The organism is Streptomyces flavofungini (genome assembly GCF_030388665.1).
GTDB classification, from domain to species: domain Bacteria; phylum Actinomycetota; class Actinomycetes; order Streptomycetales; family Streptomycetaceae; genus Streptomyces; species Streptomyces flavofungini_A.
The window spans coordinates 1,320,942-1,344,128 of sequence record NZ_CP128846.1; the positions used below are offsets into that span (position 1 = coordinate 1,320,942).

Consider the following 23,187-nt stretch of genomic DNA (forward strand, 5'->3'; position numbering starts at 1 on the left):
TACGTGCTGCCCTTCCCGCGAAGAGGGGGGACCTGGCGGGCTCGCCGGGGTCGGCCGAAGGCGCCGGGCCCGATGGGGTCAAGCGGTGGCGGCGCCGAAGCGCAGCGGCAGGACGTCGGGCCCCGAGACGCCCGTCGAGGGCCGCCAGGTGATCGGTCCCGCGACCTCGGGCGGTCCGAGGCGGGCCGCGAGCGCCTCGAAGGCCTCGGCGAGTTCGACGCGGGCCAGGGCCGCCCCCAGGCAGTAGTGCGCGCCGCCGCCGAAGGCCAGCGGGGACGCCTCCCGCCGCACCGTGATGTCGAAGGCGTCGCCGCCCTCGAACACCAGCGGGTCGCGCTGCGCCGAGTGGGCGCACAGCCAGACGGGGGTGCCCGCCTGGATGCGCAGGTCGTTGACGGAGAAGTCCTCGGCCGCCGACTTGGTGGCCACGACCGTCGTGGTGGGGCACCAGCGCAGCACCTCCTCGACCGCCCGGGTGACCGGTTCGGGGCCCTCGCGCAGCAGCGGCCACTGCTCGGGGTGCGCGGCGAACGCGACCATGGCGTGGCCGAGTTGGTGGCTCGTGGTCTGGTACCCGGCGACGAGCAGGGTCGCGATGAGGGTGCGCAGCTCGCGGTCGTCGAGGGCGCCGTCCTCCTGCTGGGCGCGCAGGATGTCGGAGAACAGGTCGTCGCCGGGGTTCGCCTTGCGCTCCCGGATCACGGTCTCGAAGTAGTCGTACATGCCCGCGAGGCCTTCCTCGACCTCGCCGACCCTGCTCTGGTCGGGGCCGAGGGCGAGGACCAGGTTGGTGTTCTTGCACCAGCGGCCGACGACCGCGTGGTCCTTGGCGGGGAAGCCGAGCAGTTCGCAGACGACGGCCGCGGGCAGCGGGTCGGCGAACGCGGCCACGAAGTCGCGCTCGGCCCCGTCGGCGAGCTCGTCGGCGAGGCGCTGCGCGGTGGCGCGGATGAAGGGCCGCAGCGCGGTGATGCGGCGGGACGTGAACGCGTGCGAGACCAGACCGCGCAGCCTGCGGTGGTCGGGTCCCTCCAGGCTCTGCATGAAGTCCCGCATGAACTCGCGCACGAGGCCTTCGGAGGGGCCGACCAGGTCCACGACGTCACGGAAGCCCGAGACGAGCCGCGGGTCCCTGGAGAGGCTGTGGGCCTCCGCGTACCGCAGGACGAGCAGGCCCAGGGGGGTCCCCGCGACCCAGGACCGCTCCCTGGCCTCGGCCACCTCGGGCGAGTCCCAGGCGAAATCCGGCACGGTGATGTCCAGGAACGGCAGGTCCTGCCACGACGTCCCGGACTCTGCGACGCTCGACATACGGGGTCCTTCCCTCGGCGAAAAGGCGGGTGCGCTGCCGCACCGCATTGTGTGCAGTGGCTCTTGGGCGCTTCTTGGAGTCGGCTTGGATCTTGGCTTCGTCCGCGGTCCGGTACGGCCGCGGGGCCCCGGGGCGCTGCCGGGACCGGTGGGTCACAGGGGTTCGGCGGGCACGCCGGCGTACAAGGTCCGCAGGGTCGTGAGGAGTTCGGGGTCCACGGGCAGGGCCGTGCCGTCGACGGCGGCGACGGGCCGCACGCCGAAGGCCGCGTTGGTGGCGAACACACCGCGCAGGGCGCCGAGTTCGCCGCGCGTGACGGGCGCGTCGAGCGTGGGTACGCCCCCGGCGGTGGCGGCCTCGCGCAGGAGGCGCGCGGTGACGCCGGGCAGGCAGGCCGCGCGGGGCCACAGGAGCCGGGTGCCGTCCCAGCAGCAGATGGTGAAGGTGGTGCCTTCCTGGACCCGCCCGTCGCGGTCGAGCAGCAGGGCGTCGTCGAAGCCACGCCGCCGGGCGTCCCCGCGCAGCCGCAGCGCGCCGAAGAGCCCGGTGTGCTTCACCTCCGGCAGGTCACGGACGTAGGTGGCGGTGGCCAGGCGGAGCGGGGGCGGTACGTCCGGTGGTGCGGGCCGCGTGCTGATCAGCGCGAGAGGGGTCAGGCCCTCGGGGCAGTCCAAGCTCATCTCCGGCGCGCACACGGTCACCCGTACGGTCACGGGCCCCTCGCTGCGCTCCGCGACGCGCCGCAGCGCTCCGCGTACCGCGCGGGTGTCGAGGTCCGCGGCGAACAGCGTCCGGCAGTCGTCGGCGAGGCGCCGCAGGTGGAGGGCGAGCCCGCGGGCGCGGCCGTGCTCCACGCGCAGGGTGGTGAAGTGGCCGTAGTTGTAGAGGGCGAGGGCGGCCAGGTCGTCGGCGGTGGCGGGCCGTCCGTCGAGCCGCGTGACCCTCGGACCGCGAGACCGCAGGCCCTCCCCCGCCGCGCCCGCCTCCCCCGCCACGCCCGCCGCCCGTTCACCCCTCACGCGGCTCCTCCTCCCGCTCGGCCGTCGCGGTCAGGAGCGCGTGCGCCCGCACCAACGCCCGCCCCTTGAGGAGCACTTCGTCGAACTCGTCGGCCGGGTCGGAGTCGAGGACGATGGCGCCGCCCGCGCCGATGACCGTGCCGGTGCCGGAGGTCACGGCGGTGCGGATCACGATGTTGAGGTCCGCGCCGCCGCAGAGCCCGAAGTAGCCGATGGTGCCCGAGTAGATGCCCCGCGCCTCCTGCTCCAGGCGGTCGATGATGGCCATGGTGCGCAGCTTCGGGGCGCCCGTCATGGAGCCGCCGGGAAAGCAGGCGCGGACGCAGGCGACCGGGTCCACGTCGCGGCGCAGCCGGCCCCGGACCGTCGTGACGAGCTGGTGCACGGTCGCGTACGACTCGGTCACCATGTACGCCGGTACGTCGACGGAGCCCACCTCGCACACCCGGCCCAGGTCGTTGCGGAGCAGGTCGACGATCATGAGGTTCTCGGCGCGGGTCTTGGCCGACGCGGTCAGGGAACGGCGCAGGCGCTCGTCGCTCGCGGGGTCAGCGCCCCGGGGCGCGGTGCCCTTGATCGGCTTGCTCTCCACGGTCCCGTCGCGGTCGACGCGCAGGAACCGCTCCGGGGACGAGCAGACGACGCCGACCGCGCCGAGGCGCAGATAGGCGCTGTAGGGCGCGGGGTTGAGGCGCCGCAGGAGCAGGTGGTAGGCGAGCGGGTCGGGCAGGGCGGGGAGCCGCATCCGGTTGGTCAGGCAGATCTCGTAGCTCTCTCCGCTGCGCAGTTCCCTGAGGCAGTCCTCGATGTCGTCGACGTAGTCGGCGCGGGCGCGGGCGAGGACGGCGGTGTCCGCCGGTGCCGCGGCCGCCGGGTCCGGGGGGCCGACGGGGGCGGTGTCGGGCAGGTCGCGGGCGTGGCGGGCCGTCCGGGCCACCCAGGAGCGGGCGGCTGCCTCTTCGGGGCCGGGGCCGCTCAGGGCGAGGACGTAGGTGCGGTCCTCCTGGTGGTCCACCGCGATCAGCCGGTCGGCGAACATCCACACGGCGTCCGGCGTCTCGGCGCGGTGGGCGTTGGGGCTGCCGCACTCGGCCTTCAGCTCGTACCCGAAGTAGCCGACGTAGCCGCCGTTGAGGTCGAAGGGGAGGTCCGCAGCGCCGACCGGGCGGGTGCGCAGGCGGTCCTGGAGCACGTCGAAGACGGTGCCGTCCTCGGTGTGTTCGCCGGTGGCGTCGTGGACCGTGACCGCGTTCTCGCCGGTGCGGTACGTCAGGGTCTCGGCGAGGGGGCCGGAGTCGTCGCCGAGGAAGGAGAAGCGGGCCCCGCCGACGCCGGGGGCGCTGCTGTCGAGCCAGAAGGCGTGCTCGCTGCCGGAGAACAGCGTGGTGAAGAGCGCCGCGGTGTCCACGGCCCGGTCGACGACCTCGACGGTCAGGTCGAGGCGCGCGGCCTTGGCGGTCTCGGGCGGGCGGGCCCAGGGCGCGTACTCCGGTGGCGGGGCGGCGTAGTGGCCGCCTATGAGCTCGGCGAAGTTCCGCAGGAGCTGGGCGCCCCACTCGCTCGCCACGGACTCCGGGTGGAACTGCAGGCCCCAGCGCGGCAGTTCGTCGTGGCGCAGCGCCATGACGGTCCCGTCCTCCGCCCAGGCGGTGGCGCGCAGGGCCCGCGGCAGGGGTTCGGTGACGCGCAGCGAGTGGTAGCGCACCGCCGTGAAGTGCTGCGGCAGGCCGTCGAACAGGTCCTCGCCGCCGTGCCTGACCCGGGTCAGATGGCCGTGCCGCGGCGCTCCCGGGACCACCTGCCCGCCGTAGTGGTGGGCGATGGCCTGGTGGCCGAGGCACACCCCGAGGACCGGCACGTCCCGCCAGCGGTCCAGGAGGCCCTGGCAGAAGCCGAGGTCGGTGGGGCGCTGGGGCCGGCCGGGCCCCGGTGAGATCACCACGCAGTCGAACGCCGCCGGGTCCTGACGCGTCCAGGACGGGTCGTCGTTGACCAGGACCGTGGGCTCCTTGCCGTACACCCGGGCGAGGAGTTGGAACAGGTTGTAGGTGTAGGAGTCGTAGTTGTCTATCAGCAGCGCACGCATCGAGCGGTTCCTTGTCAGGTTCGAGCGGGACCGGATCGTTCCGGTTCGGCGCGCCGGAGACGGCCTACTCGCCGAGCAGGTGGTCGATGTAGTCGAAGACCTCCTCGCGGGAGGCCGAGCGGAGCCGGTCGGGCACCTCGTCGCGCTGGTGCGGGGCGGGTGCCCGCTCGGGCCCGGGGTCGGCGGCCGCGCCGGCCGGTGCCGGTGCCGGCGCGTCCGGCAGGAGCAGGGCCCGCAGGTGCCGGCCGAGGGCGAGCGGCGTCGGGTAGTCGAAGACCAGGGTGGGCGAGAGGCGCAGGGCGGTGGCGCCGCCGAGGCGGTTGCGCAGTTGCAGGGCGCGCAGGGAGTCGAACCCGATGTCGGCGAACGGGCGCCGCTCGCCGACGGTCAGCGGGTCGTCGTAGCCGAGGACGGCCGCGACGTGCGTGCGGACCAGGTCGAGGAGGACGGCGTCCTGTTCGCCCTCGGGGAGCCGGGTGAGGCGGGCGGCCAGGGCCTCGCCGTCCGGCTCGGCGCCGGTGTCGGGGGCGCCGACGGTGGCGCGGCGGACGGGGGTCGGGGCGAGTCCGCGCAGCAGCGCCGGTACGTCGTCGCCGCCCGAGCCGCCGCGCAGGGCCGCCGGGTCGAGGCGCAGCGGGAAGACGACGGGTTCGCCGGCGGCGAGGGCGAGATCGAGCAGGGCGAGCCCCTGGTCGTCGGCGAGCGGTGTGACGCCCGACCTGGCCATCCGCCGCAGGTCGCTCTCCTTGAGGCCCGCCGTCAGGCTCGACCGGGACTCCCACAGCCCCCAGCCCAGCGACACACCGGAGAGCCCCGCGGCCCGGCGCGCCGCCATCAGCGCGTCCAGGAACGCGTTGGCCGCCGCGTATCCGGCCTGCCCGGCGGGTCCGAGGACGCTCGACAGGGACGAGAACGCGACGAACTCCACGTCGGTGCCCGCCGTCAGCTCGTGCAGATGCCAGGCCCCGTCCGCCTTGGGCCGCAGCACCCGGTCGACACGTTCCGGCGTCAGGGCGTCGAGGAGGCCGTCGTCCAGCACTCCGGCCAGGTGCACCACGGCCGTCAGGGGATGCTCGGCCGGGATCGACTTCAGGGCCCCGGCGAGGACGGCCCGGTCCCCCACGTCCCCCGGCACGACCTGGACGTCGGCGCCCTCGGCCCGCAGTTCCGCCACGAACTCGGCGGCGCCCGCGGCCGATGCGCCGGACCGCGACACCAGGACGAGGTGCCGCACTCCGTGCCGCGCCACCAGGTGCCGCACCACGAGGCGGCCCAGCGTGCCGAGGCCGCCGGTCACCAGGACCGTCCCGTCCGTGCGCAGCTCCGCTCCGGCCCCGCTCGCCGCCGCCCCGATCCGCGCGAGCCGCGGCACGAGCAACACACCGTCCCGCACCGCGACCTGGGCCGCCTCACCGGACACCGCGTCGACGAGCGCGGACCGGGAGGCGTCGAGTCCGTCGAGGTCGACCAGGCGCACGCGCCCCGGGTGCTCCGACTGCGCCGACGTGACGAGGCCCCACACCGCGGCGATCGCGGGATCGGGCACCGCACCGGGCCCCGGGGCGACCGCGCCCCGGGTGAGGACGACGAGCCGGGTCCTTGCCAGGCGTTCGTCGGCGAGGCAGTCCTGGAGGGCGGCGAGGACGCGGTGGACGGCGTGGTGGGCGGCGGTGGCCGCGTCGCGGGGCTCGGGGGCCGTGAGGCCGGGGCCGGCCGTGTCCCGCCCCGGCGCTTCCTCCGGCAGCTCCGCGAGTACGAGGACGTCGGGGACCTCGCCGCCGGTGTCCAAGTGGGCCCGCAGCGCCGCCGGGTCGGTGTGGTGGGCGCACGGGACGCCCCGTGCCGCGAGCGCGTCGGCCGCCTCGGCGACCCCGGCGCCGACCCACGCCCAGCTCGTGAGGCGTGGGCCGGGCGGCGCGGGCGGTGCCGCGGGCCGCCACTCCAGGCGGAGCAGCGAGGCGTCGGCAGTGGCGGCGGCCCGGCGCAGGGAGTCGGCGGCGACCGGTCGCATGCCGAGGCTCTCGACCGTCACGACCGGATGCCCGGCGGGGTCCGTGGCGGTGACGGACAGGGCCCCGGGTCCGGTGAGGCGGAGGTGGGCGCGCAGCCGGGTGGCGCCGGTGGCGTGCACGGTCACCCCGCTCCAGGAGAACGGCAGCCTGGTCCCGGTCTCGCCGGGGGCCGAGCCGGGCGGCGCGACGAGGGCCGCGGCGTGCAGGGCGGCGTCGAAGAGGGCGGGGTGCAGGGCGTACCGGTCGGCGGCGCCCGCGCGTTCGGGGAGTTCGACCTCGGCGTACAGGTGGCGAGCGGCCCCCGCGGCGTCGCCCTCGTCGAGGCGCCAGCAGCGCACCAGCCCCTGGAACGCGCCGCCGTAGTGGAGCCCGGCCTTGGCCAACTCCCGGTAGCAGTCGTCGAGTTCGACCTCCCGCGCGCCGGTCGGCGGCCACGGCCCCGACAGCTGCGGCGGATGCTGGCCGCCGCGCGTCAGGGTGCCCTCGGCGTGCCGGGTCCAGGGGGCGTCGACGGGGGCGTCGTCCGGCCGGGAGTGCAGGGTGAGGCCGCGCCGCCCGGAGTCGTCCGGTCCGCCGACGGTGAGCTGGAGGCGGACCGTGGCGTCGTCCGGCAGGATCAACGGGGCTTCCAGGACCAGCTCTTCGAGGACGTCGCAGCCCGCCTGCGCACCGGCCTGCAGCGCGGCCTCCACCAGCGCGGTGCCCGGTACGACGAGGATGTCGGCGCCGCCGACGGCGTGGTCGGCGAGCCACGGGTGGGTCCGCGCGGACAGCGTCCCGGTGCAGAGCACGGCTCCGGTTCCGTCCGCCAGCGGGACGGCGGCACCGAGCAGCGGGTGGTCGACGCCGTCCAGACCGGCCGCCGACACGTCGGCCTCGGGCGCGGCCGCGTCCTCCAGCCAGTAGCGGGTCCGCTGGAAGGCGTACGTCGGCACGTCCGTCAGGCGGGTCCCGGCGCCGAACGCCGCCCGCCAGTCGACGTCGACGCCGTGGACGTGGGCCTCGCCGACCGCGGTGAGCAGCCGCGCCAGGTCGCCCTCGTTGCGCCGCAGCGACTCCACGACCCGGACGTCCCCGGCACGCTCGGGGCCCACCGCCTCCGCGGTCTCCTCGACGGCGACGGTGAGCACCGGGTGCGGGCTCAACTCGACGTACGTGGTGTGGCCGTCGTCGAGCAACCGCTCCACCGTGCGGTGGAACTGGACGGTCTCGCGGAGGTTGCGCACCCAGTACGCGGCGTCCAGGGCCGTCGTGTCGACGGGTTCGCCGGACACGGTCGAGTAGAACGGCACGGTCGCGGGGCGCGGCCTGACGCCGTCCAGCTCCGCAAGGAGGGTCTCGCGGATCTCGTCGACCTGCGCCGAGTGCGACGCGTAGTCCACGTCGATCCGACGGGCGCGCACCCCGCTCGCGTCGAACGCCGCGAGGGCCTCCTCCAGGGCCGCGGGTTCCCCGGAGATCACCACGGACCGCGGCCCGTTGACCGCGGCCACGGACACGGCGCCGCCCCACGGTGCGAGGCTCCGGCGCGCCTCGTCGGCGGAGGCGACGACCGAGACCATGCCGCCGCGCCCGGCGAGGACCCGCAGGGCACGGCTGCGTAAGGCGACGACGCGGGCCGCGTCCTCGAGGGAGAGCGCGCCCGCGACGTGGGCGGCGGCGATCTCGCCCTGCGAGTGCCCGACGACCGCGGCCGGTTCCACGCCGTAGGACCGCCACAGCGCGGCCAGGGAGACCATCACCGCGAACAGCGCGGGCTGCACGACGTCGACGCGCTCCAGGGTCGGCGCGCCGGACTCGCCCCGCAGGACCTTCGTCAGCGACCAGTCGACGTGCGGCGCGAGACGGTCGGCGCAGGCCTCGATCGACTCCCGGAACACCGGTGCCGTGCGCATCAGTTCGGCGGCCATGCCCGGCCACTGGGAGCCCTGCCCGGGGAACACGAACGCGACGCGGTCCCGCGCCGCGGCCGTGCCCAGCGCCGTGTGCGGGCCCAGGTCGCCGTCCGCGAGCGCGGCCAGGCCCTCCAGGGCCCCGCCTCGGTCCGCGGCCACGACGACGGCGCGGTCCCCGAGGGCCGCCCGCGAACGCGCCAGCGAGTACGCGAGGTCGGCGTCCGGTGCGTCCGGGTCCGCCGCCAGGAACTCCGCCACGCGCCGCGCCTGGGCACGCAGCCCCGCCGCTCCGACGCCGGAGACGAGCCAGGGCAGGGGGCGGGGTCCGGTGCCGGCGAGGTCGTCCGTGTGCTCCGGCCGGCCGACGTGGGCGGGGTGCGCCCCAGGCCGGGCCTCGCTCACGTGGTCCGTGCGGCCCGGACGTTCGGCCCGTTCCGAGGGCCCTTCGGGCTCCGCGCGCACCGTGCGACTCGGCTGCTCCGCTCGGCCCGCGCACTCCGTGGGCCGCGCCTCTCGGGCGGGCTGCGCCTGCTCGGCCTCCGGCGGCGCCTGCTCCAGGATGACGTGGGCATTCGTGCCGCCCACGCCGAACGAGGAGACCGCCGTGCGGCGCGGCCGGTCGACCTTCGGCCAGGGGGTGGTCTCGGTCAGGAGCCGGACCGCGCCGGACGACCAGTCCACGTGCGGCGTCGGCTCGGCGATGTGCAGGCTGCGCGGGAGTTCGGCGTGGCGCATCGCCATCACCATCTTGATGACGCCCGCCACTCCGGCCGCGGCCTGGGTGTGGCCGACGTTGGACTTGAGGGAGCCCAGCCACAGCGGCCGGTCGTCAGGACGGTCCCGGCCGTACGTGGCGAGCAGGGCCTGCGCCTCGATCGGGTCCCCCAGCTGGGTCCCCGCGCCGTGCGCGTCCACGCAGTCCACGTCCGCCGTGGACAGGCCCGCGTGCGCGAGGGCCTGCCGGATCACCCGCTGCTGGGCCGGGCCGTTGGGCGCCGTCAGGCCGTTCGACGCGCCGTCCTGGTTGACGGCGGAGCCCCGCACCACGGCGAGGACGCGGTGCCCGTTGCGCTCGGCGTCGCGGAGCCGTTCGAGGACGAGCACGCCGACGCCCTCGGACCAGCTGCTCCCGGCGGCGTCGGCGGAGAACGACCGGCAGCGCCCGTCCGGCGCGAGCCCGCGCTGCCTGCTGAACTCGACGTAGCCCCACGGCGTGGCCATCACGGTGACACCGCCGGCCACGGCGAGCGTGCACTCGCCCTCGCGCAGCGACTGGGCGGCGAGGTGGACGGCCACGAGCGAGGAGGAGCAGGCGGTGTCGACGGTGACGGCGGGGCCTTCGAGGCCGAGGGTGTAGGCGAGGCGCCCGGAGGCCACGCTGGGCATGCTGCCCACGACGCGGTAGCCCTCGGCGGCCGGCGGCACGTGCCGGATGCGGGCGCCGTACTCGCTGTACATGATGCCGACGAACACGCCGGTGCTGCTGCCGCGCAGGGTGGACGGGTCGATCCTGGCCCGTTCGACGGCCTCCCAGGAGGTCTCGAGGAGCAGTCGGTGCTGCGGGTCGATGGTGACGGCCTCGCCCGGGCTGACCCCGAAGAACCCGGCGTCGAAGTCGGGGGCGTCGTAGAGGAATCCGGCGTGCCGGGTGCACGTCGCGCCGATGCGGTCGGGGTCCGGGTCGTAGCGGACGGTCCAGCCGCGGTCGGTCGGGAACTCGGAGATGGCGTCCGTCTCCGAGCGCACCAGGCGCCACAGGTCGTCCGGGGACGCCACGTCTCCGGGCAGTCGGCAGCCCATGCCGACGATCGCGATCGGCTCGTCCTGACCGGCGGACGAGCCGGTACCCGCCCCGGGACCGGCGGCCGTGCTCCCGCCGAGCAGCAGGGCGCACAGGTGCTCGGCGAGCGCGCCGGGCGTCGGGTGGTCGAAGAGGGCGGTCGCCGACAGGGCGCCGCCCGTGGCCTCGCGCAGTCGGTCCCGCAGCCGGGCCGCGGCCCGCCCCCGGATGCCCTGGGCGCCGAAGGCCCGGCCGGGGTCGAGGGCCACCTGCTCGGCGCGGTCGAGGGCGGCGGAGGCGTGCGTGCGGATCAGGTCGAGGAGGATCCGGCGCCGCTCCGCGTCCCGCGCGACGGCGAGCCGCTCGCGCAACGTCCGGCCGCGTCCCTCGGTCCACTCCATCATTGCTTCCTTCCTTGCGGGGTACGGCGGCCGGGAACGGGCGCTGCGGCGCGACGGGACGTCCCCTCCCCCGTCGGGCCGGGCGGCGTGATCGTCCGTACGGGCGGCGCGGGCGTTACCGAACGCGGGGGCGCCGTCGGGAAGGCGGGCGTCGTCGGACGCGCGGGCGCCGTCGGGAGCGGAGCCGCTGTCGGACACGCGGCCGCCGCCCGACACCTGCCCACCGTCCCCGTCCCGCGCCGCGTCGTGCGGCGCACGCCGAGCCCGGCGCCCCCGGACGGCCCAGGCCTCATCGCCCCGCCAGCGCCCGTGCGGTGTCCGGCTCCGCCGGGGCGAGGCTGTGCAGCATCCGGGTGGTCCGCTGGACGAGCGCGCCGAACGCGTCCGGCGTGATGGCCTGTTCGCCGTCGCACAGCGCTGCGTGGCCCGCCTCGTCGACGTCGACCATGACGCCGTCGGCCCCGGCGGCAGCGGCAGCCGCGGCGAGGGGGGCCACCAGGTCGCTGCGGCCGCACGCGTGGCTGGGGTCGACGATCACCGGGAGGTGGCTGAGCCGCTTCGCCAGCGGCACCGCGCTGATGTCCAGGGTGAACCGGGTCGAGTCGCCGTGGGCGCGGACGCCGCGTTCGCAGAGCAGCACCCTGCCGTTGCCCGCGGCGAGCAGGTACTCGGCGCCGTTGAGCCACTCCGGCACCGTGCAGCCGAAGCCGCGTTTGAGGAGCACCGGACGACCTGTGAGCGCCACTTCGTGCAGCAGCGCGAAGTTCTGCGCGTTGCGGGCGCCGATCTGCAGGACGTGCGCGACGCCGGCGACGGCCTCGACGTGTGCGGGGTCGACGACCTCCGTGACGACGCCGAGCCCGGTCTCGGCGGACGCGTCGCGGAGCAGGTCGAGGCCGTCCTTGCCGATGCCCTGGAACGCGTACGGCGAGGTGCGGGGCTTGAACGCGCCGCCCCGCAGCAGGTGCGCGCCCCGCTCCCGCACGGCCCGTGCCACGCCGAGGAGCTGGGCCTCGCTCTCCACGGCGCACGGCCCCGCGATCCAGGTGAAGCGCCCGCCGCCCACGGTGCAGTCGTCCGACACCCGCACGGCGCTCGGCTCGCCCGCGGCGGCCAGGCTGCCGAGCGGCGGCGCGTCGGTGCTGTCGACGACCGACTCGACCGCACCGGTGGCGCGCAGCAGGTCCACGAACTCCCTGCCCTCCGGCGATGCCGCGGCGAGGTCGGGGAAGGTGACCAGGGTGTGGCGTCCGGCCCGGCAGTGGAACGAGCGGTGGCCGCGGTGGCGCCACGCGGAGGTCAGTCGGCTCCGCTCGGCTGTGGGCACGTCGGGACGGAGACGGGCAACGATCATCGGGTCACCTTTCTGCGCCGTGGCGGCGGTGCGGGGCGGGGTCCGGGAGCCTCATCGCTGCCGCCCCACTCCGGGCGACCACTCGGGCCGTTCGGGGAAGTCGAAGTCGACCGCGTCGGCGACCCCCAGCTGTTCGGCCATCCGCTGGGCGCCGGAGAAGTCGCGGACGAGCCGCCGCCCCGACGGCGTCGCGCGCAGGTCGGCCACGATCTCGTCGGCGCCCTCGATGCCCGCGGTGACCAGTTCGAGCCGGAGCGTGGACAGGTCCTGCTCGGCGAACGCCTCCAGGGCCAGCGGCAGACAGCGCACCAGCGCGGCGCGCTGCTCGGCGTTCATGCGGGCGTACAGCTCCCGGACGACCTCGATGACGATCGAGCCGTGCGCCGTCTCGTCCCGCAGGTGCAGCGTGGTGATCAGGGAGTGCAGGGGCTGGATCGAGTCGTCCCTGGCGAGCAGCGCGAGCAGCGAGTTGATGCAGGTCTCCGCCACCGCGCCCCACACCAGGACGGCGACGTCCCGCTCCCACTGCTCCGGCATCGCAGCGAGCACGGCGCGCAGCCGCCGGTAGGTGACGAGTTCGGGCTGCGCGGGCCGGCTGCGCACGCCGCGCAGCCGGCGGGTGCGGGAGATGGCGAGCATGTGCATGTACGTGTGGAAGCTCTCGTCGACGACGGCCTGCTGCACGCCCTGACGCATCAGGGGGTGGTCGCTGCCGGGCAGGACGCCGCGCATGACGAGGTCGAACGCGGGCTCCGCTATGAGGTGTTCGGTGGCGATGACGCGTTCGTTGTAGCCGATCCACAGGCCCGTCAGGACGCGCTCGCGCCGCTCGGGGGCGGCTGCGAGGAACCGGGGGTGCTCGGCGAACGGCACCATCCGCAGCGGGTAGTCCGGCACCCCGGGGTCGTACCCGCCCTGCTCGTCGAGGGCGCCGGGGCTGGTCGTGACCGCGGCCCGTCGCGGCCAGGCGGCCACGAGGCGGCGCAGGGTCGCGCTGCCGACGCCGTCCTCCTCGGCCCACCCTCTGGCCGCCCAGGTGGTCGCCACGCCCGACTCCTCGCGCATCAGCCCTCCCGGCCTCGTGGTCCGTGATGCGGCTGCATCGTCACCGGCCGCACTTGGCGGTTTCTTGAAGGCGACTTGGGGACGAGCCGGACGGACTTCTGGATGCGGGCGGCGGATGCCACGATGAGCCGGGCGCCGCGGTGACGCGGGCCCAAAGGCCCCGGGGGCGGCCTCGCACGCGGAGCGCGTCCGCTGCCCACGCCTGCCCGGGCGCCCCTTGCCTGAGTTCTTCCGGAGTTCCAGACCCTTTGGCTTCGTCGTCCGTCTCCCCAGTCCCCGGCGCCGCGCCGGGCGACGCCACCGTGAGGACGTCTCATGATCGTTCCGCTCACCATGGCCGACTTCCTGGACCGCGCCGAGACGGCAGCCGCCACCCGTGTCGCGCTCGTCGACGAGCCGGACCAGCCGTCGGGCCCGGTGCCGACGACGACGTACGGACAGCTCCTGCGGCGCGTGCGGGCCTGGCAGGCGGGGCTCGACGCGCTCGGCGTCGGCGCGGGCGAGCGGGTCGCCGTCGTGAGCCCCAACGCGTCCCGGCTCCTGGAACTGCTCTACGCGATCCCGGCGAGCGGCCGGATCTGCGTACCGGTGAACTACCGGCTCACGCCCGAGGAGATCGCGTACATCCTGCGGCAGTGCGATGCCTCGGTCGTGTTCGTCGACCCCGACGTCGAGGCCGCGCTCGGATCCGTCGAGGGGCCGAAGCGCTTCGTGCTCGGCGAGCAGACCGACACCCAGGTCATGCGGTACGACGTGGCGCCGCGCCCGTGGTCGCGGCCCGACGAGAACGCGGTGGCGACCCTCAACTACACGTCGGGGACGTCCGCGCGCCCCAAGGGCGTCGCCCTGACGCACCGCAACATCTGGCTGAACGCGATGACGTTCGGCGTGCACGCGCGGATCTGGGAACGGGACGTGTACCTGCACACGCTGCCCACGTTCCACTGCAACGGCTGGGGCGTTCCGTTCCTGCTCGCCGGGCTCGGTGCCAAGCAGGTCCTGCAGCGCCGGATCGACGGCGCGCAGATCCTGCGGCGGGTGCGGGAGCACGGGGTGACCCTCGCGTTCGGCGCGCCCGCCGTGTGGGACGCCGTGCTGCGGGCGGCGCGGCAGTGGCCGGGGGAGGTTCCCGGCCGGGGCAGCGTGCGCGTGGTGTGCGCGGGCGCGCCGGTCAGCGACCGCCTGGTGTACCAGGTGGAGCACGAGTTGGGCTGGGAGTTCCACCAGGTGTACGGCCTGACGGAGACGACGATGCTCACCTTCAACCGGCGTCCGCCGGGCGCGCCCGGGAGCGGCGGGCTGACGCGGGCGGGTGCGCCGGCTCTCGGTGTCCGGCTGCGCGCCGGGGAGCGGGGCGAGGTCCTCGCCCGCTCGAACATGGTGCTCGACGGCTACTGGCAGGACCCGGCGGCCGACGAAGCGGCGCTGACGGAGGGGTGGTTCCGCACGGGTGACGTCGGGGAGTTCGACGACGAGGGTCATCTCGTCCTGTTCGACCGTCTGAAGGACGTCATCGTCACCGGGGGCGAGAGCGTGTCCTCGGTGGAGGTCGAGGACTGCCTGCTCGCCCATCCGGCGGTCGCCGAGGCCGCCGTGATCGGGGTGCCGGACGAGCGCTGGGGCGAGACCGTGAAGGCGGTGGTGGTGCTCTCGGCGGGGGCGGCGGTCGCAGAGGACGAGCTGATCGCCCACTGCAAGCGGCACCTGGCCCGCTACAAGGCGCCCACTTCCGTGGACTTCGCCAAGTCGCTGCCCCGCACCACCAACGGCAAGGTGCGGAAGGGCAGGCTCAGGGAGCCGTACTGGATCGGTCAGGACCGGCGCATCAACTGACGACGCCCGGCCCTGCCCCGGCGGGTGCCGTCAGTGCTGGAGGCACATCCGTCCGACGGACTCGTCGCGGAGGATCCGCGTGAACAGCACGCGCAGGTCCCGCCCCGGGTCCACGCCCAGCTCCTGGGCCAGCGCCCGGCGGATGCGGTGGTAGACGCGCACCGCCTCCGCCTGCCGGCCCGCCTCGCACAGGGCGACCATGAGGAGCCAGCCCAGCCGTTCCCGGTTGGGGTACCGCGCGCTGAGGGCGGCGAGTTCGGCCACCGCGGCGCCGTTGTCCCGCCCCCAGGCCAGCTCGGCCTCCCACAGGGCCTCCCAGGTCATGAGGCGCAGCTCCTCCAGGCGGGCCGCCTCGCGCACGGCCGGTTCGTAGTCGCCGAGTTCCGCGTAGGGCGCGCCGCGCCACAGCGCCAGGGAGGCGGTGAGGGCACGGCTCGCCTCCGCGTACCTGCCGTTGCGCAGGAGCCCGCGGCCGTCGCGCAGTCGGCTCTCGAAGCGGCAGGCGTCGACGCGGTCCCGCTCGACGGCGAGAACGTATCCGTGCGCCTCCCTGCGCAGGATCCTGTTCCGCCCCCGGGGCGGACAGTCAGGTTCCAGTTGGCGGCGGAGATGGGAGACGTAGCTGTGCAGGCTGGCAACCACGTTGCCAGGGGGTCCGGCGGGCCAGATCGCCTCGGTGAGCCGTTCCGCGCCCACCACTTGCCCCGGCGCCAGCAACAGAGTTGACAGCACGGCACGTTGTCGCGCCGGTCCGAGGGGCAGGGGGCCTGTGGGCGACCACACCGCCAGGGGCCCGAGGATGTTGAATGACAACTCACCCGTCAAATGCGTCACAGTTTTCACAGACATCACGCTCTCCCCCTGGCAACACTGATTTTCAATGGCCACCGGTCTCCCCCACTGTCGGTCGGAATGACGTCAACACCCCCGGTCCAGGTTGGCCGAGCCGCGCCTGGACTTTTCGTGTGTGCCGCATGAGTAAGGAGAGGGAGACATTCCCCACTATGACCGCGCGTTACTCTTTGACGCATCCCTTTGCTCACTTTTGCCAATGAGCTGTCCAGATGGCGCAAAGGCACGGTTCCACGGCCGCGCGGCCTGGGATACGTTGAAGGGTTGCGCAACCTTGTTGCAGATCTTGGAATTACGTCCCGTGGATCACCGCGCCGGGCACGCGGCGCGCACGATCCGATCAAACCCGTACGCACGTGCGCGGCGACCATAAAAGCCGGACGCGCAATTAAAGTCAGCAACGCGCTTGAAGAAGCAACCTTTTACTTCATCTTCCCGAACGTTGTCGAATAACGATTCTTCAGAGCGGCCACTGCCCGCCGAGGAGATATCGGCGCACCGAGACCGCGGCCCGCCGCCCCTCCGCGGCCACCACAGCGGCGGGCTCGACGGCGTGCGCCCCATTCCCGACCGCGAAGACACCGCGGACTTCCGTACGGAAGTCCGCGTCGATCGCCAGTCCCCGCGTGCCGGGGTCGAGCGGCACCCCGCCCCGGCGCGCCAGTTCGTTCTCCGGCACGAAGTCCCCCGTGAAGACGACGGTGTCGCAGGGCAGTTGGGCCAGGAGCCCGGTGCGATGCCGCAGCCGCACGGCGGAAATCCGCCCCTTCCCGACGAGTTCGGTGACCACCGCGCCGGTGAGCAGCGGAACGCCGTGCCACAGACGGGACCCGGCGGCGCGCCAGGGCGCTGCACTGTGCCGAGCCTCCGCCGCCACCTGGGCGACCGCGACGACGCCCGCGCGCCGCAACGTGTCGAGCGCCGCGTACGCGACGGGCTCGGCGCCCACCACCACGGCGCGGGTGCCGATGCGCTGGCCGTACAGGTGGACGGCCTGCTGGAGTTCGCCGGTGGTGTAGACGCCGGGGGCGCGGCCGCCGGGCACGAGGCGTGCGGCACGGGGGCGTTCGCGGGCGCCGGTGGCGAGGACGACGGCCCGCGCGGTGAGGCGTTCCAGACCGCCGGGCGAGGTCGTGTCGAGGGTGCGGGGTCCCGCCCAGCCGGTCGCGGTGACGCCGACGCGCACGCGCGCGCCCGCGTCGCGGGCCTCGTCGACGCGGGCGCGCGCGTACCGCGGCCCGCTCGTGCCGGGGCCGCTGAGTCCGGCGAAGGTGCGGGCGCCGAAGCCGCCGTGGTGGCAGTGGCGGGGCACGCCGCCCGCCTGCTCCTCGCGTTCCAGGACCTCGACACGGCCCACGCCGGCCGCCGCGAGCCCGGCGGCGGCCGCGAGCCCGGCGGGTCCGGCGCCGACGATCAGCACGTCCACGGCACGCTCGTGCCTCATCGGGGTGCCTGCACGCACTGATGCTTCATCACGGCGCCTCCAGGCACTGGTTCCTCATCGCGGTGCCTCCGTGCGGCCGCGTCCTTCGAGCAGGGCACGCACCGCCGCGCCGCAGTAGAAGCCCTGGCAGCGGCCGCCGCGGGCCCGGGTGCGGCGGCGCAGGCCTTCGACGGACGCGGGCGGCACGGTGCTGGTGAGGGCGTCGCGGATCTCCCCGCGCGTGACGCGCTCGCAGTGGCAGACGAGGGTGCCGTACGCCGGGTCCGCCGCGATCAGGTCGGCGCGCTGGTAGGGGCGTGGGAAGCGCTCGCCGAGGTTCGGCATGGTGAGGGGCGCGAGCTCACGGGGCGCGCCGAGGTCCAGGCCGCAGTCCGCGAGCAGGCCGGTGACGTGCGCGGCGATGGCCATGGACGCGGTCAGGCCGGTGGAGCGGATGCCGCCGACGGTGACGTAGCGCTGCTCGGGCCAGGGGTGGATCCGGTAGTCGTCCTCCTCGGTCGCCGCACGCAGGCCCGCGTAGGCGGCGGTGACGTCCTCGTCGAGCAGGTCGGGCAGGATGCGGGCGCCGCGCTCGCGCAGGAAGGCGAGCCCGTCGGCGGTGGTGCCGGTGGCCCGCTTGTCGTCCAGGTCCTCCGCCGTGGGGCCGAGAAGCACGTTGCCGTACACCGTCGGGGCGACCAGGACGCCCTTGCCGAGCGCCGTCGGCACCGGCAGCAGGATGTGGTGCACGAGGTCGCGGGCGAGCTTGTCGAAGACGACGAGCTGGCCGCGGCGCGGGGTGACCGTGAACGTGTCGTGGCCGAGCATCCGGTCGACGGTGTCGGCGTGCAGGCCCGCGGCGTTGACGAGGTAGCGGGTGCGCAGCTCGCCGCGGCTCGTGGTGAGCACGCGGGATTCCGCGCCCCGCGGGTCCCTGCCGGCGTCCGTCAGGCGGCAGCCGAGGTGCAGGTCCACGCCGGAGCGCACGGCCTGGGTGGCGTACGCCAGGGGCGTCGTCCAGGGGCAGATGATGCTCTCGTCCGGCACCGCGAGGGCGCCGCGGGCACCGGGGCCGAGCCGCGGCTCGCGGGTGTACAGCTCGGCGGTGTCCAGGAGGGCCGTCCGGTCGTAGCCGTTGCGCTCGGCCTTGGCCCGCAGGGCGGGCAGGGCGGCGAGCTGCTCCTCGTCCCAGGCGACCAGGAGCGCGCCGACCCGCTCCACGGGGATGCCGCACTCGGCGGCGTACGCGGCGAGGCGGCGCTGCCCCTCCCGGACCAGACGGGCCTCCAGGGAGCCGGGCACGGCGTCGAACCCGGTGTGCAGGATGGCCGTGTTGGCCTTGGACGTGCCCTCGCCCACGTCGTCCGCCGCCTCCAGCACGGCGACGCGCAGGGGGTGGCGGGCCAGTTCGCGCGCGATGGCGGTGCCGACGACTCCGGCGCCGACCACGGTGACGTCGTACGGGATGCCGGTGCCGTCGTACGGCTCGTGCGCCGACGCCGCCGCGCGGCCCGGCCCCGGCGGGGCGGGCGGCAGGGTTCCGGCGCGGGTGACGCGGCCGGGCCCCCCGCTCCCGGGCGCCCCGGCCCCGCTCACGAGGGCGTGCGTTCCGTGAGGACCGCGACCTGCGCGCGGAACGCCTCGCGGCGGGCGGCCGCCTCGTCGGCGCCGATCCTCGGTTCGTAGACGGCGGCCGGGCGCCAGTCGGGCACGACGTCGCGCAGGGTGAGCCTCGGGTCGAGGCCGAGGCGGGCGACCGCGCCCACGCCGAGAGCGGTGACGTCGGGGAGCGCCGAGACCTCCACGGGCAGCTGGAGCAGGTCGGCCTGGGTCTGCATGAGCAGGTCCGAGCGGGTCAGGCCGCCGTCGACGCGCAGGCTCCGCAGGGGCTCGCCGAGGTCGGCGGCCACGGCGTCGGCGAGTTCGGCGACCTGCGCCGTGATGCCCTCGCACAGCGCCCGCACCAGATGCCCTGCCGTGGTGTCCAGGCCGAGGCCGGTCAGGGAGCCGCGCAGGTCGCCGCGCCACCAGGGCGCCGCGAGCCCGGCGAGCGCGGGCACGAAGGTGACGCCGCCGGTGTCGGGGACGGCCGAGCCGATCGGGTCGATGTCCTCGGCGCCGCCGATGACGCCGAGGTCGGTGAGCCAGCGCACGGCGGACGCGGCGGTGTAGACCTGCCCGTCGAGGCAGTAGCTGCTGCGGCCGCCGAGCCGCCAGGCGACGCACGCGACGAGCCCGGAGTCGCTCCGGCGCGGGGTCGTGCCGGTCTGGGCGAGCAGGAACGCGCCGGTGCCGTACGTGCACTTGGCGCTGCCGGGCTCGGTGACGTCCTGGGCGAGGAGCGCCGCCTGCTGGTCGACCAGGAGCCCGGTGAGCGGGATCTCGGCGCCGAACGCCGTGGTGGTGCCGACCGTCTCGGCGGCGTCGACGACGCGCGGCAGCCGCTCGGCGCCGAGGCCGAAGACGTCGAGGGCGCGCGGCGACCAGGCGGCGGAGTCCAGGTCGAGGAGCTGGGTGCGGCCCGCGGTGGCCGCGTCGGTGACGAAGGCCCCGGTGAGCCGGTGGACGAGCCAGGCGTCGCTGGTCGTGACCACGCCGCTCCGGGTGAGGTGGCGGCGTATCCACGCCATCTTGGGGGCGGCGAAGTAGGGGTCGAGGGGCAGGCCGGTGAGCGACTTCAACTCGTCCGCGTGCTCGGCGAGTTCCGCGCACAGCTCGTCGGCGCGCCGGTCCTGCCACACCAGGGCGTCGGTCAGCGGCTCACCGGACTCCTGGTCCCAGGCGAGCACCGTCTCGCCCTGGTTGGCGAGGCCCACGGCGGCGACCGGCTCCCCCGCCTCCGCCAGGGCCTCGCGGCCGGCGTCGAGCACGGAGGCGAGCAGGTCGTCGGGCGCGACCTCGACGCGGCCGCCGGGCAGATGGCGGGGGCGTACGGATGCGGTGCCGGAGCCGATCACGCCGCGCTCGGGGCAGACGACGAGCGCCTTGGTGGCGGAGGTGCCCTGGTCGACGGCGAGCACCGGGCCGGTCATCGCCGCGCTCCGCGGCGCGGCGTGCGAGCGGCGGGGCGCGGGCCGCGGTCAGTCGTGATCACCGCGGAAGCCTGCTACAGGGGGCGCGGAGCCGTCAAGGGTCGAAGCCCGCGCCAAATGCCGCAATCGGTGCTGTTGTTGCGCAACACAGAACTCAACGTTCACATCGGCGCGCCGTGTTGACACAACTTGGTCAAGAAAGATCCGAGGACCGACCGGTAATCGGAAGACTCCCCCCTACACTGACCGCCGAACAACATCAGTAACGCGTACACCACTTCACCGACCCGTACACTCCCGCACCACACTCCGCTCGCCCCCCGCCACCGCTTCATTCCCCGTTCACCCCTTCGTCCGCCGCGGAACACCCCCACCCGCTCAGCCAGAGCCCAGAGGACCCATGCCGATGCCGTTAGCCCGCCCGGTGTACCACCCGGCCGGTCACGACGCTCCCCTGCGTGCCGTGCTCCAGGACCTCAAGGCAGGCCGCTGGGTGTCGACGAGAAACCTGCTCACCGAGACCCCCGACTGGGGACTGTGGACGCAACGTACGCAGATCCTGGCCGCGGCCGTCGCCGGTTCCGACGTGGTGCGCGCCTGGCTCGCCGAGGAGCCGCGCAGCGTCGCCGCGACGGTCCTGCACACCCGCGTCACGGTGGAGCGCGCCCTGCGCGCGCACCGCGCGGGCCACCGCCACACCAACGAGCTGTGGCGGGAGGCGAACGAGGCCTGCCGTCTGGCCTCGCAGACCTCGCCGGAGGACCCCGTCCCCTGGATCTGCCTGCTCGCGCTCGCCCAGCTCGACGAGGGCCAGCGGTGGGACGAGCACCGGGTGGCCGCGCCGGAGCCGATGCTCTTCCCCGGCCCCTGGGCCATCCTCGCCGAGGCCGAGAAGCGCGACCCCGGCAACCGCGAGGCGTACCACCGCATGCTCCAGTTCGCGTACAACCGCAGGCCGGGTGCGCCGCTGACCGAGGCGGTCAACTTCGTGCACTGGGCCTCGGCGGCGGCCCCCGCGGGCTCGGCGCTGCACGTGCTGCCGCTGTACGCGCGGGTGGAGCGCTACCGCCGCGAGGGCGGCAACGAGCGCGCCCTGGACCTGCACTGGGTCGGGGAGGACGCCACGCGCAGCGCGCTCAGGGCGCTGCAGCTGTGGTTCGACCACGCGCGGCCCGACGCGATGTCGCTGCTCGACCTCAACTACCTGGCGCACGCGCTGTGGGGGGCCCACCAGTTCCACGACGCGGTCCGGGTGTTCGAGGCGCTCGACCCCTTCTTCACGGTCGTGCCGTGGACGTACCGCACGCACGCGCCCGGTGACGCGGACGCGGCCACGGAGGCCTTCGTCCACGCCCGGGCGCGCTGTCACCACGCGGCCCGCGGCCCGGGCGCCGGCCCGCACGGCTGATTCCCCGGCCGGCCCCCGGTCGCCCCCGGCCGATCCCCCCGCGTTCGCAGAGACCCCCCCCCCGCACCCCCGCACCCCCGCTCTTCCCCCCGGAGGTTCACCCGTGTCCCGCACCACCGTGTCGAGCTCCGTCCCGGCGCCAGCGCTCCCGGACGAGGAACAACGGCTCCGAGAGCTCGGCTACCAGCCCGTCCTCGCCCGCCGCATGGGCGGGTTCGGCAACTTCGCCATCAGCTTCTCCGTCATATCCATCCTGTCCGGCTGCATGACGCTGTACGGGTTCGGCCTCGGCACCGGCGGCCCCGCGGTGATGATGTGGGGCTGGGCGGGCGTCGGTCTGATGGTCCTGTTCGTGGGTCTCGCGCTGGCCGAGGTCACCAGCGCCTATCCCACGTCGGGTGCGCTGTACTACATGGCGGACCGGCTCGGCGGGCGCCGCTGGGGCTGGTACACGGGGTGGCTGAACCTGCTGGGCCTGCTCGGCGCGATCGCCGGCATCGACTACGGCGCGGCCCTGTTCAGCGGCGCGCTGCTCAGCATGCACACCGACTTCACGCCCACGGCGGGATCCACCTTCGTGATCTTCCTGGGCATCCTGCTGGTGCACGCGCTCCTGAACCTGTTCAACGTCCGCCTCGTCAGCCTCCTGAACTCCATCTCCGTGTGGTGGCACCTGGCGGGCGTCGCGGTGATCGTCGGCGTCCTCGCGATCGTCCCGGACTCGCACCAGTCCCCGTCGTTCGTGTTCGGCGAGTTCGTCAACGACACCGGCTGGTCGAGCCCGCTGTACGTGTGCATGATCGGCCTGCTGCTCGCCCAGTACACGTTCTCCGGCTACGACGCCTCCGCGCACCTGTCGGAGGAGACCTCCAACGCCTCCGTGACCGCCGCGCGCGGCATCGTGCGCGCCATCTGGGTCTCCTGGATCGCCGGGTTCGTCCTGCTCGCCGGGCTCACCTTCGCCATCCAGGACTACGTCGGCACCCAGGAGAGCGCGACCGGCGTGCCGCCCGCGCAGATCTTCATCGACGGTCTCGGCACCTCGGGTGCCACCGCGCTGCTGCTCATCGTGATCGTGGCCCAGCTGTTCTGCGGCAACGCCGAGACGGCCGCGGCCAGCCGCATGGTGTTCGCCTTCAGCCGTGACAACGCCCTTCCGGGCTCCGCGGTGTGGCGCAAGGTCAGCCCGAAGACGCAGGTGCCGGTGCCCGCCGTGTGGCTCTCGGTCGGCCTCGCGGGCGTGATCGCGCTGCCCTCGCTGTACTCCGAGACCGCGTACGGCGCCGTCACCGCGATCAACGTCATCGGCATCACGCCCGCGTACGCGATCCCGGTCCTCCTTCGCCTGCGGGCGGGCGACCGCTTCCAGCCAGGACCCTGGAACCTCGGCAAGTGGAGCAAGCCGGTCGGCTGGATCGCGGTGATCTGGGTCGGCTTCGTGACCGTCCTGTTCTGCCTGCCGCAGGCCTCGCCGGTGAACGTCGAGTCGATGAACTACGCGTCGATCGCCCTCGCCGTCGTCCTGGTCCTCGCCACCGTGTGGTGGTTCGTGGCCCGGCGCTCCTACAACATCCCGTCCGCGTACGGCACGGACAAGGAGCAGGCGGAGATCGCGGAGGACATCGTCTGACCGGGGCGGCCGGGCCGTTCGGCGCCGGTTGAAAGGGGCGGTCCACCGGGTGGACCGCCCCTTCACGCCGTCAGGTCTCCTGTCG

At 74.7% G+C, this 23,187-nt stretch carries 11 protein-coding genes and 2 pseudogenes; 3 read left to right on the top strand and 10 right to left on the bottom strand.

Annotated features, from left to right (window positions below; translation table 11 throughout):
* Positions 1-78 precede the first annotated feature (78 nt).
* From QUY26_RS05100 to QUY26_RS05125, 6 genes and pseudogenes are all read right to left on the bottom strand, one after another.
* Positions 79-1,311 (bottom strand): cytochrome P450, encoded by a 1,233-nt coding sequence (locus tag QUY26_RS05100; protein WP_289943907.1) that lies wholly within the window; start codon positions 1,309-1,311, stop codon positions 79-81.
* Positions 1,312-1,464: 153 nt separating this feature from the next.
* Positions 1,465-2,331: an aminotransferase class IV gene (locus QUY26_RS05105; RefSeq protein ID WP_289943908.1), complete on the bottom strand. Its 867-nt coding sequence runs from the start codon at positions 2,329-2,331 to the stop codon at positions 1,465-1,467.
* Positions 2,321-4,417 (bottom strand): aminodeoxychorismate synthase component I, encoded by a 2,097-nt coding sequence (gene pabB / locus QUY26_RS05110; RefSeq protein WP_289943909.1) that lies wholly within the window; start codon positions 4,415-4,417, stop codon positions 2,321-2,323. Before pabB ends, QUY26_RS05105 begins: the two co-directional genes overlap by 11 nt.
* Positions 4,418-4,481: 64 nt before the next feature.
* Positions 4,482-10,490, bottom strand: a pseudogene (locus QUY26_RS05115) (type I polyketide synthase); the annotation flags it as partial.
* A 304-nt stretch (positions 10,491-10,794) separates the two neighbouring features.
* Positions 10,795-11,859, bottom strand: coding sequence for a 3-deoxy-7-phosphoheptulonate synthase (gene aroF, locus QUY26_RS05120; protein ID WP_289943910.1), 1,065 nt, complete (start codon positions 11,857-11,859; stop codon positions 10,795-10,797).
* Positions 11,860-11,910: 51 nt separating this feature from the next.
* Positions 11,911-12,924 carry a 4-aminobenzoate N-oxygenase gene (locus tag QUY26_RS05125; protein WP_354670667.1) on the bottom strand — a complete coding sequence of 338 codons (1,014 nt, stop codon included), beginning with the start codon at positions 12,922-12,924 and terminating at the stop codon, positions 11,911-11,913.
* Between the two features lie 315 nt (positions 12,925-13,239).
* On the opposite strand from QUY26_RS05125, the gene QUY26_RS05130 reads away from it, so the two are divergent.
* Positions 13,240-14,757, top strand: coding sequence for an AMP-binding protein (locus tag QUY26_RS05130; RefSeq protein WP_289943912.1), 1,518 nt, complete (start codon positions 13,240-13,242; stop codon positions 14,755-14,757).
* A 30-nt stretch (positions 14,758-14,787) separates the two neighbouring features.
* Here QUY26_RS05130 and QUY26_RS05135 read toward each other — a convergent pair whose 3' ends face one another.
* The 4 genes and pseudogenes from QUY26_RS05135 to QUY26_RS05150 form a co-directional block, all read right to left on the bottom strand.
* Complete coding sequence (locus QUY26_RS05135; protein ID WP_289943913.1) at positions 14,788-15,606, bottom strand: AfsR/SARP family transcriptional regulator; 819 nt, start codon at positions 15,604-15,606, stop codon at positions 14,788-14,790.
* A 469-nt stretch (positions 15,607-16,075) separates the two neighbouring features.
* Positions 16,076-17,053 (bottom strand): annotated as a pseudogene (locus tag QUY26_RS05140) (FAD-dependent oxidoreductase); the annotation flags it as partial.
* 54 nt (positions 17,054-17,107) lie between these two features.
* On the bottom strand, positions 17,108-18,499 hold the full coding sequence (locus tag QUY26_RS05145) for an FAD-dependent oxidoreductase (RefSeq protein ID WP_289955491.1): 1,392 nt from the start codon (positions 18,497-18,499) through the stop codon (positions 17,108-17,110).
* Positions 18,500-18,624: 125 nt separating this feature from the next.
* Positions 18,625-20,064 (bottom strand): FGGY family carbohydrate kinase, encoded by a 1,440-nt coding sequence (locus tag QUY26_RS05150; protein WP_289943914.1) that lies wholly within the window; start codon positions 20,062-20,064, stop codon positions 18,625-18,627.
* A 400-nt stretch (positions 20,065-20,464) separates the two neighbouring features.
* On the opposite strand from QUY26_RS05150, the gene QUY26_RS05155 reads away from it, so the two are divergent.
* Positions 20,465-21,472: a hypothetical protein gene (locus QUY26_RS05155; protein ID WP_289943915.1), complete on the top strand. Its 1,008-nt coding sequence runs from the start codon at positions 20,465-20,467 to the stop codon at positions 21,470-21,472.
* A 103-nt stretch (positions 21,473-21,575) separates the two neighbouring features.
* Entirely contained in the window at positions 21,576-23,102 is a 1,527-nt protein-coding gene (locus QUY26_RS05160; RefSeq protein ID WP_289943916.1) for an amino acid permease, read from the top strand.
* Positions 23,103-23,187 lie beyond the last annotated feature (85 nt).